This window comes from Umezawaea sp. NPDC059074 (genome assembly GCF_042738955.1).
Taxonomy (GTDB): Bacteria; Actinomycetota; Actinomycetes; order Mycobacteriales; family Pseudonocardiaceae; genus Umezawaea.
In genome coordinates this window covers 20,477-32,297 of the sequence record NZ_JBHYHC010000106.1, presented here as the reverse complement: position 1 = coordinate 32,297, position 11,821 = coordinate 20,477, and the positions used below count along the sequence as shown (strand labels likewise).

The 11,821-nt window shown below is 73.0% G+C and carries 10 protein-coding genes; 6 read left to right on the top strand and 4 right to left on the bottom strand.

The window, feature by feature from the left end; translation table 11 throughout:
* A partial coding sequence (locus tag ACFWW9_RS34080) for an FtsX-like permease family protein (protein WP_390386273.1) occupies nt 1-1,833 on the bottom strand: 1,833 nt, incomplete at its 3' end.
* The gene (locus tag ACFWW9_RS34075; RefSeq protein ID WP_390386272.1) at nt 1,830-2,579 is read right to left on the bottom strand and encodes an ABC transporter ATP-binding protein; all 750 of its coding nucleotides are present in this window, start codon (nt 2,577-2,579) and stop codon (nt 1,830-1,832) included. The genes ACFWW9_RS34075 and ACFWW9_RS34080, both read right to left, overlap by 4 nt.
* Nucleotides 2,580-2,690: 111 nt before the next feature.
* Between ACFWW9_RS34075 and ACFWW9_RS34070 the strand changes: the two genes are divergently transcribed.
* The 3 genes from ACFWW9_RS34070 (at nt 2,691) to ACFWW9_RS34060 (ending at nt 5,153) form a co-directional block, all read left to right on the top strand.
* Nucleotides 2,691-3,821: a sensor histidine kinase gene (locus tag ACFWW9_RS34070; RefSeq protein WP_390386270.1), complete on the top strand. Its 1,131-nt coding sequence runs from the start codon at nt 2,691-2,693 to the stop codon at nt 3,819-3,821.
* Nucleotides 3,818-4,456: a response regulator gene (locus tag ACFWW9_RS34065; RefSeq protein ID WP_390386268.1), complete on the top strand. Its 639-nt coding sequence runs from the start codon at nt 3,818-3,820 to the stop codon at nt 4,454-4,456. The genes ACFWW9_RS34070 and ACFWW9_RS34065 overlap by 4 nt, the downstream gene beginning before the upstream one ends.
* A gap of 91 nt (nt 4,457-4,547) precedes the next feature.
* Nucleotides 4,548-5,153: a YigZ family protein gene (locus tag ACFWW9_RS34060; protein ID WP_390386267.1), complete on the top strand. Its 606-nt coding sequence runs from the start codon at nt 4,548-4,550 to the stop codon at nt 5,151-5,153.
* A gap of 9 nt (nt 5,154-5,162) precedes the next feature.
* Here ACFWW9_RS34060 and ACFWW9_RS34055 read toward each other — a convergent pair whose 3' ends face one another.
* Nucleotides 5,163-7,433, bottom strand: coding sequence for an ATP-binding cassette domain-containing protein (locus tag ACFWW9_RS34055; RefSeq protein WP_390386266.1), 2,271 nt, complete (start codon nt 7,431-7,433; stop codon nt 5,163-5,165).
* Nucleotides 7,434-7,505: 72 nt separating this feature from the next.
* On the opposite strand from ACFWW9_RS34055, the gene ACFWW9_RS34050 reads away from it, so the two are divergent.
* Nucleotides 7,506-8,306: a TetR/AcrR family transcriptional regulator gene (locus tag ACFWW9_RS34050; protein WP_390386265.1), complete on the top strand. Its 801-nt coding sequence runs from the start codon at nt 7,506-7,508 to the stop codon at nt 8,304-8,306.
* Between the two features lie 98 nt (nt 8,307-8,404).
* The gene (locus tag ACFWW9_RS34045) at nt 8,405-9,373 is read left to right on the top strand and encodes an asparaginase (RefSeq protein WP_390386264.1); all 969 of its coding nucleotides are present in this window, start codon (nt 8,405-8,407) and stop codon (nt 9,371-9,373) included.
* Here ACFWW9_RS34045 and ACFWW9_RS34040 read toward each other — a convergent pair.
* Nucleotides 9,370-10,506 (bottom strand): alkaline phosphatase family protein, encoded by a 1,137-nt coding sequence (locus tag ACFWW9_RS34040; RefSeq protein ID WP_390386263.1) that lies wholly within the window; start codon nt 10,504-10,506, stop codon nt 9,370-9,372. The genes ACFWW9_RS34045 and ACFWW9_RS34040 overlap by 4 nt on opposite strands.
* 109 nt (nt 10,507-10,615) lie before the next feature.
* Between ACFWW9_RS34040 and ACFWW9_RS34035 the strand changes: the two genes are divergently transcribed.
* Nucleotides 10,616-11,713: a glycosyltransferase gene (locus ACFWW9_RS34035; RefSeq protein WP_390386262.1), complete on the top strand. Its 1,098-nt coding sequence runs from the start codon at nt 10,616-10,618 to the stop codon at nt 11,711-11,713.
* Nucleotides 11,714-11,821 lie beyond the last annotated feature (108 nt).

Genomic DNA, 11,821 nt, shown 5'->3' with positions numbered 1-11,821 from the left:
GGCGCGGTCGACCAGGACGCCCGCGCCGCCGATCGACTCGCCTTCCAGGACGGCGACCACCGTCAGGGCCCGACCCGCGAGCGTCACGGTGGACCCCGTCGACACGTGGTCGATCCGGGCGTAGGTCGAGGTGAGGACGACCTTGCCGGGGCCGAGGTCGGCGGTCGACCCGCTGGTGGCCACCAGGTCGGCCGCGGTCGGCAGCGTGCGGAAGTCCACATCGGACACCATCAGGTTCACCGTGCCGCGCGGTGTCTCCACATCAGCCCGCACGGCCCGGAACGCGGTGACCTGCCTCAGTTCGGGCCGGTTCCGCAAGGCGTCGACGACCCCGGCGGGCAGTGGGACGCCCTCGTCGCCGGAGACGAGGATGTCGGCCGGGAACGACGCCGCGAGGTCCGCGCGGAGGTAGCCGCGGATGGTGTCGCCGGAGACGAGCACGCCGGTGAGCAGGCCCGCCCCGAGCGCGACCACGGCGGACACGGCCGCCGCCCGCCGGGGAGCGCCGCCGACGCCGCGCACGGCGATGCGCGCCGCCACGCCGAGCGGCACGGAGCCGAGGAGGCGCAGCAGCGGTCCCATCAGCAACGGCCCGAGCGCGAGCAGCGCGCCGAACGTGAGCGCGCCGCTGGCGACCGTGGACAGCAGCAGTTCCCCGGTCCGGCCGCCGGGGCGGTAGGTGTCGGTGAGGCCGTCGCCGACCATCGCGACCACGACGGCCACCGCGGCGGCCAGCAGCACCACGCCCAGGCCGACGCGGACGGCGGTCGTCGTGCCACTCTCGCGCGGGCTCGCGGACGTCCGCAGAGCCTCCAGCGGCGACACCCCCGCGGCGGAACGGGCGGGCACCAGCGCGGCCACGACGGTCACCACGACCGACACGAGCACGACCACGGGACCCAGCAGTGGTGACCAGCTCGGGCCGCTCACGTCGGCGACGAGCGGCACCACGTAGCCGACGCCGAGCGCGACGGCGACACCGACCACACCCGCGCCGAACCCGGTCAGCGCGCCTTCGGCGACCAGCGCGCGCACCAGCTTCCGGCGTGGGGCGCCGACCGCGCGCAGCAGCGCGAGCTGCCGGGTGCGCTGGGCGAACACGATGCGGAACGTGGACGTGGCGACCAGCAGCGAGGCAAGGCCCGCGATCAGCACGAACGCGCCCAGCACGGCGAACAGCTGGTCGGCGGAGCCGCGCGCGCTGCTCAACGCCTCGTCCCGTGCCACGTCGGCGGGGGTCGTCGGCGTCTCGGCGCTGTCGAGCGCCTCGACCAGCGCGGCCGCCTCCGTGCCGCGGACATCGATCCTGGTCAGCTCGGTGTGCACGAGCGCGAGCGCTTGCGCGTCGGTCGTGTAGACGGCCTTGCCGTCGGCGGACGGCCCGTCCACGACGGCCGTGACCAGGCCCAGTTCGGTGCGCGTGCCAAGGGCGAGACCGAGCCGCACGGACGTCGCGATCTGCCCGTCGGAGGTCGGGTAGACGCCCTCGACCAGCCGCACCCGGCTCAGCGGCCCGCTGCCGGGGTCGGCGACGAGCGTGGCGGCGGTGCCGCCGAGCGTCGTGCGCGCGGCCAGCCTGCCCGCCGCCTCCTCGACGCCCGGCGTGCTCCGCACCTTCGCCAGCAGAGCCACCGGGTCGCCGGACGGCTCGACCACGACGGTCGTGCCGTCCGGGATGTCGGTCACGGCGGCCAGGAACGTGGCCCCGGCCATGTCGCGCGCCACCACCGCGCCCATCGCGAACACCGCCGCCACGGCGATGGCCAACCCGGTCAGCACCAGCCGGGTCGGGGTGCGCAGCACGCCGCGCAGGTGGGTCCTGGTGAAGCTCATCGCCCCGCCCCCACGTGCCCGAGCGCCGTCGCCACGCGGTCGGGCGTCGGGTCGAGCACCTCGCCCGCCAGCCGTCCGTCGGCCAGCAGCACCACGCGGTCGGCGTAGGACGCGGCGACCGGGTCGTGCGTCACCATCACCACGGTCTGCCCGAGTTCCCGCACCGACGCGCGCAGCAGCCCCAGCACCTCGGCCCCGGACCGCGAGTCCAGGTTCCCGGTCGGCTCGTCCGCGAACACGACCTCCGGCCGCGACAGCAGCGCCCGCATCAACGCCACCCGTTGCTGCTGCCCGCCGGACAGCTCGGCGGGCCGGTGCCCCAACCGGTCCGCGATGCCCAGCGTCGTGGCGAGCCGGTCGAACAGCGCTCGCTCCACCGCGCGCCCGGCCAACTCCAACGGCAACCGGATGTTCTCCACCGCGGTCAACTCCGGCAGCAGGTTGAACGACTGGAACACGAACCCGACCCGTTCGAGCCGCACCTTCGTGAGCGCCACGTCGGACAACGCGGTCACCTCCACACCGCCCAGCACCACCCGCCCCGACGTCGCGGTGTCCAACCCGGCCAAGCAGTGCATCAACGTCGACTTGCCGGACCCGGACGGCCCCATGATCGCCGTGAACGCGGCCCGCCCGAACGCGACCGACACCCCGTCCAACGCCCGCACGGCCGCCGACCCGCTGCCGTAGACCTTCACCAGGTCCACCGCGGACACCGCGGCGGCCCGAACATCCCGCTCTCCCATGCCACCGACGCTGTCACTCCACACCGGACCCCCACATCGGCCCGCCGACAGACCCGCCTCTGACTTTCGGCCGATCCGCGCGGTGGCGCGGGACGATTAGGCTGACCGGTCGTGGAGGTCAACCGGTGGCTGCGGGTGCTCGGTTGGCTCGTGGTGGCGGGTGTGCTGCTGGTCCTGTGCGCGTTCGACCAGGTCTACCTGGACTGGTTCCGGACCGATCGGCCCTACGCGGTCGCCGAACTCTGCGCGGCGGTCGTGTCGGCGGTGGTGCTGCTGGCGTCGCCGTGGCTGGGACCGCGGGCGCTGCCCGTCGTGGCCGGGCTGCTCGCGGCGGCGACCCTCACGATCCGCGGTCTGGACGGCAGCGGTGCCGAGGTGCGGCTCGCCCCGTTCTCCGCCACGACCGCCTGCGCGCTCCTCACCCTGCTGGCGCTGGTCGCGTGGCGCGGTCGGCCGTCGCTGGCCGCGTTCGCCGCGCCTGTCCTCGTCGCGGCCGTCGCCCTGCAACCGGTGCTGGCCCGGCAGAACGACACGTACGTCATCCTGACCCTCGGTCTGGCGCTGGTCGCGCTGGTCGTGGTCGGGGCGGCCACCGCGACCCGGCTCGTGCTGGCCGCGCGCCGCACGCAGGCCGCGCAGATCCGGCTGGCGCAGCGCGCCGAGTTCGCCCGCGACCTGCACGACTTCGTCGCCCACCACGTGACCGGCATCGTCGTGCAGGCGCAGGGCGCGCGGGCCATCGCGGCCAAGCGCCCGGACCTCGTGCTGCCGGTGCTGACCCAGATCGAGAAGGCGGGCGTGGAGACGTTGGACTCGATGCGCCGCATGGTCGGCCTGCTGCGCGACGACGACCGCCTCGAACTGGCGCCGCTCGCGGGCATCGCGGAGGTCCGCACGATGGTCGCCGACTTCGGCGCGGACCTCACCCTCGACGGCGACGTGGACGACCTGGCCGTCGAGATCGCGTCCACCGTGCACCGCGTGGTGATGGAGGCGCTCACGAACATCCGCAAGCACGCCGCCGACGTGCGCGCGGTGACCGTCCTGGTCTGCCGGGCGGGCGAGTGGGTGGTCGTGAAGGTCACCGACGACGGCACGCCGCGCCGGTCCTCCACCGGCGGTTTCGGCCTGCGCGGCCTCACCGAACGCGTCACCGCGCTGGGCGGCAGGATCCACACCGGACCGGGCACGACGGGCGGGTGGGTCGTCGAGGCCACCCTGCCCGCGAGGAGGACAGCGTGACGATCAGCGTCGTGATCGCCGACGACCAGGCCATGATCCGGGCGGGTTTCGGCATGATCCTGGCCGCCGAGGACGACATCGAGGTCGTCGGTGAGGCGGCCGACGGCGTGCAGGCGGTCGAGCAGTGCCGCCGCCTGCGCCCGGACGTGGTCCTCATGGACATCCGCATGCCCCGCATGGACGGCCTGGAGGCGCTGCGGCAGCTCAACACCCCCGGCGGCCCGAAGGTCCTCGTGGTCACGACGTTCGACAACGACGAGTACGTCTACCGCGCCCTGCACGGCGGCGCGTGCGGCTTCCTCCTGAAGGACTCCGGAGCCGCCCTCCTGGTCGAGGCGATCCGCGCGGCGGCCTCGGGCGAAGCCCTGGTCAGCCCCTCCATCACCCTCAAGCTCCTGCGGTCCTTCACCACCAGGTCCGCTCCACCCCCGCCCCGCACCGACCTGTCCGCCCGCGAACTGGACGTGGTCCGCCTGGTCGCGACCGGCCGGACCAACGCCGAGATCGCCGCGAGCCTGCACATCTCGGTGGGCACGGTGAAGACCCACCTCGGCAGCGTCCAGACCAAGCTCCCCGCCCGCAACCGCGTGGAGATCGCCGCCTGGGCCTGGCAGTCCGGCCTCGCGACCGCCTGAATTTGTCGGACCCCACCCGTACCGTGTTGTTCGGGGGGCCCACCCGGCCGGGGGACCCTCGCCGCGCCGCGCGGTCGTCGATACTGGGGCGATGCGGGTGATCGCGCGTGACGGCGTCCACGAGATCGAGATCCACCGATCGCGGTTCCTGTGCAGCGTCGGGCGGGTCCGCGACGAAGCGGAGGCGGCGGCGTTCATCGCGGCCGTGCGCAAGGAGCACTGGTCGGCCAACCACAACTGCACGGCGTTCCGGGTGGACGGCACGCAGCGCTCCAGCGACGACGGCGAACCCGCGGGCACGGCGGGCGTGCCGATGCTGGAAGTGCTGGTGCGCCGCGACCTGACCGACACGGTCGCCGTGGTGACCCGCTACTTCGGCGGCGTCAAGCTCGGAGCGGGCGGCCTGGTCCGCGCCTACGGCCGCGCGGTGTCGGAGGCGGTGGACGCGCTCGGCACCCTGGGCCGCGCCCGCTTCGCCACGTTCGCCCTCGCCGTCGACCACGCCGACGCGGGCCGCGTGGAGAACGCGCTCCGCGCGGCGGGCCACCTCGTCGCCGACGTCGCCTACGACCGCAGGGCGACGATCACCGTCCACGTCCCCGAAGCCGACACCACCGCCTTCCACGACTGGCTCGCCGCCCACACCGCGGGCGCCGTCACCGCCGAACCGGGCCCGTCGATCGACCTGGACGTCTAGCAGCCCGGTTCAGGCCCCGACGTAGTCGCGGAGGTGGCGGGCGGTGAGCGAGTCGCCGGACTCGACCAGGTCGCGGGATGTTCCGGTGAAGACCACCTCGCCGCCGTCCTGGCCCGCGCCCGGACCCAGGTCGACGATCCAGTCCGCGTGGGCCATCACGGCCTGGTGGTGTTCGATGCAGATCACCGTGTTGCCGTCGTCGACCAAGCGGTCCAGCAGGGCCAGGAGCTGGTCCACGTCGGCCAGGTGCAGGCCCGTGGTCGGCTCGTCGAGGACGTAGACCGTCGCCTTCTCGGCCATCTGGATGGCGAGCTTCACGCGTTGGCGCTCGCCGCCGGACAGGGTCGTCAACGGCTGCCCCAAGCCCAGGTAGCCGAGGCCCACGTCGGCGAGGCGGTCGAGGATCGCCCTGGCCTGGCCCGTGGGGAAGAACTCGCGGGCCTCGGTGACCGGCATGGCCAGCACCTCGCTGATGTTCTTGCCGCGCAACGTGTACGTGAGCACCTCGGGCGTGAACCGCTTGCCCTCGCAGCGTTCGCAGACCGAGGCGACCCCGGCCATCATCGCCAGGTCGGTGTAGACGAGGCCGATCCCCTTGCAGTTGGGGCACGCTCCCTCGGAGTTCGCGCTGAACAGGGCGGCCTTCACGCCGTTGGCCTTGGCGAACGCGGCGCGGATCGGGTCCAGCAGGCCGGTGTAGGTCGCGGGGTTGCTGCGGCGGGACCCGCGGATCGCGGACTGGTCCACGACGGCCACGCCGTCCCTTCGCGGCAGCGAGCCGTGGATCAGCGAGCTCTTGCCCGAGCCCGCAACGCCGGTGACGACGGTCAGGACGCCCAGCGGGAGGTCCACGTCGACGTTCTTCAGGTTGTGCGTGCTCGCGCCCCGGATCTCCAGGTGGCCGGTGGGCCGGCGCGGCTCGTCGCGCAGCCGGGCCCGGTGGTCCAGGTGCCGTCCGGTCAACGTGTCCGACGCCCGCAGCGCGACGACGTCGCCCGCGAAGCAGATCCGCCCGCCCGAGGGACCCGCGCCGGGGCCGAGGTCCACGACGTGGTCGGCGATCTCGATGACCTCGGGCTTGTGCTCGACCACGAGCACGGTGTTGCCCTTGTCCCGCAACAGGAGCAGCAGGTTGTTCATCCGCTGGATGTCGTGCGGGTGCAGGCCGACCGTCGGCTCGTCGAAGACGTACGTGACGTCGGTGAGCGAGGAACCCAGGTGCCGCACCATCTTCACGCGCTGGGCCTCGCCGCCGGACAGCGTCCCCGACTCGCGGTCCAGGCTCAGGTAGCCCAGACCGATCTCGACCAGCGAGTCGAGCGTCTCGCGCAAGGTCGCGAGCAGCGGGCCGACGGACGGGTCGTCGATCTTCCGGACGAAGTCGGCCAGGTCGCTGATCTGCATGGCCGCGCACTCGGCGATGTTGCGGCCCGAGATCCTCGACGACAGCGCCGCCTGGTTCAGCCTGGCCCCCGCGCACGCGGAGCAGCGGGCGAACGTGACGGCCCGGTCGACGAAGGCGCGGATGTGCGGCTGCACGGACTCGCGGTCCTTCGACAGGTGCAGCCGTTGCACCTTCACCACGAGACCCTCGTACGTCACGTTGGTGGTGCCGATCTTCACCTTCGTGGACGCCTTGTGCAGGAAGTCGTCCCACTCGGTCGGGGTGAAGTCCTTCAGCTTCTTGTCCGGGTCGTAGAACCCGGACTGGATGTAGGTCTGCACGTACCAGGCGTCGACGGTGAAGCCGGGCACGGTGATCGCGCCCTCCTTGAGCGACAGCTCGCGGTCCACCAGCTGGTCGACGTCGATCGCCGACACCCGCCCGAGGCCCTCGCACTCCGGGCACATGCCCTCGGGGCTGTTGAAGCCGAACGCGGACGACGTGCCGACGTGCGGGTCGCCCAGGCGGCTGAAGACGATGCGGAGCATGGTCTGCGCGTCGGTGGCCGTGCCCACCGTGGACCGGGAGTTGGCCCCCATCCGCTCCTGGTCGACGATGATCGCGGCGCTCAGGTTGCGCAGCGCGTCCACGTCCGGCCTGCTCTGGCTGGGCATGAACGACTGGATGAACGCCGTGTAGGTCTCGTTGATGAGGCGCTGCGACTCGGCGGCGATCGTGCCGAACACGAGCGACGACTTGCCCGAGCCCGACACCCCGGTGAACACGGTCAGCCGCCGCTTGGGGATGTCGAGCGAGACGTCGGCCAGGTTGTTCTCCCTGGCGCCGCGGACCTCGATCACGTCGTGGCTGTCCGCGGCGGTCGTCGACTGCTCCATCAAAGCCCCCAGCTGCTCTCTTTATCCTGTAAAGTGTTTGCCGAGGTTACTTTAGGCCGTAAGGAGACGCAAATGGTCGTCTACGCCGGGCAGGGCGACGCGCGCTGGTCGATGGACGTCCTGTGGGGGACCAGGCCCGACGGTCAGCGGCCGGGGCCGAAGCAGGGCCTGACCGTGGACCTGATCCTCGACGCCGCGATCGAGGTCGCGGACGCGGAGGGCATGGCGGGGCTGTCGATGCGCGCGGTGGGCCTGCGGCTCGGGCGGACGGCCATGTCGCTGTACACGTACGTGCCCACGAAGGGCGACCTCGTCGACCTCATGTACGACCGCGTGCTGAAGGAGCTGCCCACCCGGTACGAGTCGGAGGACGGCTGGCGCGCGCCCCTGACGTCGTGGGCGGAGGACAACCTGGAGTTCCACCTGAGGCACCCGTGGACGTTGCAGGTGTCCCAGGCGAGACCCGTGTTGGGGCCCAACGAGTTCGCGACGCTGGAGACGGTGTCGCGCATCCTGCACGGCACGGGCCTCCCGCCGCGCGCACTGCGCGGGATCCTCGGGGTGGCGCTGAACTTCGTGCGGGGCGCGGCGCGCACGGTCGCGGAGGCGCGGGCGGCCGCCGCGACGACCGGGGTGTCGGACGAGGAGTGGTGGTACTCGCGGTCACCGCTGCTGGCGGAGGTGGCGCCGGACTTCGCGGACCGGTTCCCGATGGCGCTCCGGATGGAATCGGGCAAACCCGCCCCGCCCGAGGACCCGGAGAAGCCGTACCAGGAGACGGCGATGGCCGAGTCGTTCACGGTGGGGCTGGGGGTGGTCCTGGACGGGATCGAGGCGACGATCGCGAAGGCCGGAGAGCGGAGTCGCGACTGAAAGCTGTCGCGTCTCGGACTCGCCGTGCCCCACGACCGGGTAGCGGGTCACCATGTGGTCATCCTCGGCGGGTGGCCGGGCGACGGAAGGTGGTTGGGGTGCGGGTCGTGGTGTTCGGGCTTGGCGGGACGATCGCGATGGGGCCGTCCGAGGTCGGTGGGGTGGTGCCCGCGTTGTCCGCTCAGGAGTTGGTGGACGCGGTGCCGGGGTTGGGTGGGCTGGGGATCGAGCTGGACGTGGTGGACTTCCGGCGGGTGCCGGGAGCCTCGGTGACGTTCGAGGACGTCGCGGCGCTGGCGGCGGCGATCCACGAGGTCCGGGCCGACGGCGTGGTGGTCACGCAGGGGACCGACACGATCGAGGAGACGTCGTACCTGCTCGACCTCGGGTACGGCGGGGACATGCCGGTCGTGGTGACCGGGGCGATGCGGAACCCGACGTTGGCCGGGGCGGACGGACCGGCGAACCTGCTCGCGGCGGTGCAGGTCGCCGCCAGTGCCGAAGCGCGTGGGCAGGGGTGCCTGGTGGTGTTCGCCGACGAGGTCCACGCCGCTCGGCGCGTGCGGAAGACGCACAGCACCAGCGTCGCGACGTTCCGGTCGCCCAACGGCGGGCCGCTGGGGTACGTCGTCGAAGGGGCCGCGCGGATGCTCCAGCGGGTGGAGCGGCGGGCGGCCGTGCCGTTCGTGGCGGGCAACGCCGCGAAGGTCGCCGTGGTGACCGCGCTGCTCGGCGACGACGGGTCGGTGTTCGACGGGCTCGCCGACCGGGTGGACGGGGTCGTGGTGGCCGCGTTCGGGGCCGGGCACGTGCCGGTGACGTGGGTGGAACCGTTGACGGCACTGGTGGAGCGGGTTCCGGTGGTGTTGGCGTCGCGGACCGGTGGCGGGTCCGTGCTGGAGGGGACGTACGGGTTCGCCGGGTCGGAGCAGGACTTGCGGGAACGCGGGCTGATCTCCGCGGGCTTCCTCGACCCGCTGAAGGCCCGACTGCTGCTCCGGGCCCTGCTCGGGACAGGGGTGGGCACCACCGCGATGCGCGCGGCGTTCGCGGAAGCCGGGCGCTAGGGCTGGAAGGTCAGGAGCGGGACGTGCTGCTCGGCGGTGGTGAGTGAGCCGTGTTGGCCGGAGAAGCCGCTGATCAGCGGTTCGACGGCCGTGCGGGTCACCGCGTGGGTGCCGCGGGAGGCCACGACCAGGTCGCCGATGCGCGGGAGGACGTGGGGCGCGACCGCGGGGCCGAAGAGGCCCAGGGTGATGGCCTCGTCGCGGGTCAGGGTCCAGGCGGTGTCGCCGAGGACCTCCCGCCACGCGGCCAGCACGTCGGCGGTGGCGCCCGGCTCGGTGTACACGTGCCGGACCCGCGGCTCGCCTCCGAGCAGGCGGACGCCGTCCTGGAGGGCCGGGGTCGTGTCGTAGTCGACCCGGTCCTCCTCGCCCAGGGTGACCATGCCGTGGTCGGCCACGACGACGAGCATCGCGTCGGCGGGCAGGCGGACGGCGAGCGAGGCGGCCACCTGGTCCAGGTAGGAGAGCTGGAGCAGCCACGGTTCGGTGCCCGGCCCGTACAGGTGGCCCAGGGCGTCGAGATCGGCGTGGTAGGCGTAGCAGAACACCCGGTCGGCCGAGCGCACCGCGTCGAGCGCGCCGCTGACCAGGTCGCCCAGCGCGTACACGGCGTGGAACGGGGCTCCGCGCAGGACCGCGCGGGACAGGCCGCTGCCCTTCTGCTGGTGCGGGGCGACCACGCGGACGGTCACGCCCGCCTCGGCCGCGCGGGTGAACGCGGTGGGCCGCGGCTGCGCCTCCTCCGGCACGAAGGTGGCGCGGAGGTCGGTGTGCTCGGGCGCGCCGTGGTGGTTCCAGCCGAGCGCGTTCACGAGCCGGTCGCCCGCGTCGAACGTGTAGCCGACCAGGCCGTGCTCGCCGGCCGGGAGGCCGGTGCCGAGGGCGGCGATGCTGGTCGCGGTGCTGGACGGGAACCCGGCGGTGATCGGCGATCCCGCGAGCGAGGCCAGGAACGGGGCGGTGTCGGCGTGGGCCCGGAGGAGTTCCCAGCCGAGGCCGTCGACGAGCAGGAGGCAGACGCGGCGGGCAGCCGGAACGCCGAGCACGTCCACGGCGCCGGGGACGTCCAGCCCGGCCAGCAGCGACGGCACCACGTCGGCGAGCGCGCCCGACCCGTAGCGGGGGATCTCCATCGCCCGACCCTATCGGCCCAAGCCCCGACGGCGTCGGCATCTCCTGTGGTAGACCGGAATCGGTGATCATCGCGGTGGACTCGACCCGACCGAACGGAGCTGGCCCCTGATGCGCGTCCTGTTCTCCAGCCTGGGAACCCACGGCCACACCTATCCCCTGCTGCCGCTGGCCAGAGCGGCGAGAGCGGTCGGGCACGAGGTCGTGTTCGCGACCGACGCGAGTCTGGCCCCCGCGCTGGCGGGACTGGAGGCGGTGGAGGCCGGTGCCAGCATCCGCGAGGTGTTCGGGCAGCTGCCCGCCGAGTTCGCCGAGAAGCGCGACCTGCTCACCATGCAGGCGGAGGTGTTCGGTTCGGCCCTGCCGCGCCGGTTCTACGCCGATCTCGTGCCGATCGTGGAGCGGTTACGACCGGACCTGGTGGTCCACGAGTACGGCAACCCCGGAGCCGGGCTGGCCGCGCTGGCCGCGGGCGTTCCCGCGCTGTGCCACGGTTTCGGGTTCGCGACCAACGGCTTCGAGGTGGCGGCCGAGCGGTTCGGGCAGGTCGCCGCGGAGCTGGGGTTCGACGTGCCCGCGAGCTTCCTGCTCGGGAACCGGCTGATCGACGTCTGCCCGCCGTCGCTGCGAACCTCGTCCGACGAGGTGGTCGACCTGCGCCTGGTGCCGTTCGCCGAACCGGGCGAAGTGGTGCTGCCCGAGGGTGACCGGCCGCTGGTGTACCTGACGCTGGGCACGGCGTTCGGCTCGGTGGAGGTGCTGCGGACCGCGATCACGGGGTTGGCGGCGCTGGACGTCCGGCTGCTCGTCTCGACCGGACCCACGGTGGACGCGGGCCAGTTCGCGGACGTGCCGGACAACGTCCTGATCCGCTCCTGGGTGCCGCAGGCGGACCTGCTCCGGCACGTGGACCTCGTGGTGCACCACGGCGGCAGCGGCACGACGCTGGGCGCGATGGTCGACGGCGTGCCGCAGCTCGTGCTGCCGCAGGGGGCCGACCAGTTCACCAACACCGCCGTCGTGGAGAAGGCCGGGGTGGGCGAGGGGCTCCAGGGCGACGACGTCACCGCCGAGGCCGTGGGCACGAGGGCGCGGGCGCTGCTGGCCGACGAGGCCGTGCGGGACGCCGCACGGGCGCTCGCGGCCGAGATCGCCGCCATGCCCTCGCCCGAGGACGTGGCACGACGGCTCCCCGACTACGCGGGCTGAGCGAGGAGAGCGGCGGCACTAAAAAGTTCGCCCGAAGGCGAATTTTCCCTGAGTGAGAAGGAAGTGCCGCCATGGCCTCGCGTGCCGACGATATCACCGAGGCGGGGA

What these genes read in the sequence shown, in the direction of transcription:
- ACFWW9_RS34055 (WP_390386266.1), bottom strand. Translation starts at nt 7,433, where the DNA reads ATGGAGCAGTCGACGACCGCCGCGGACAGCCACGACGTGATCGAGGTC.
- ACFWW9_RS34050 (WP_390386265.1), top strand. Translation starts at nt 7,506, where the DNA reads ATGGTCGTCTACGCCGGGCAGGGCGACGCGCGCTGGTCGATGGACGTC.
- ACFWW9_RS34060 (WP_390386267.1), top strand. Translation starts at nt 4,548, where the DNA reads ATGCGGGTGATCGCGCGTGACGGCGTCCACGAGATCGAGATCCACCGA.
- ACFWW9_RS34040 (WP_390386263.1), bottom strand. Translation starts at nt 10,506, where the DNA reads ATGGAGATCCCCCGCTACGGGTCGGGCGCGCTCGCCGACGTGGTGCCG.
- ACFWW9_RS34075 (WP_390386272.1), bottom strand. Translation starts at nt 2,579, where the DNA reads ATGGGAGAGCGGGATGTTCGGGCCGCCGCGGTGTCCGCGGTGGACCTG.
- ACFWW9_RS34035 (WP_390386262.1), top strand. Translation starts at nt 10,616, where the DNA reads ATGCGCGTCCTGTTCTCCAGCCTGGGAACCCACGGCCACACCTATCCC.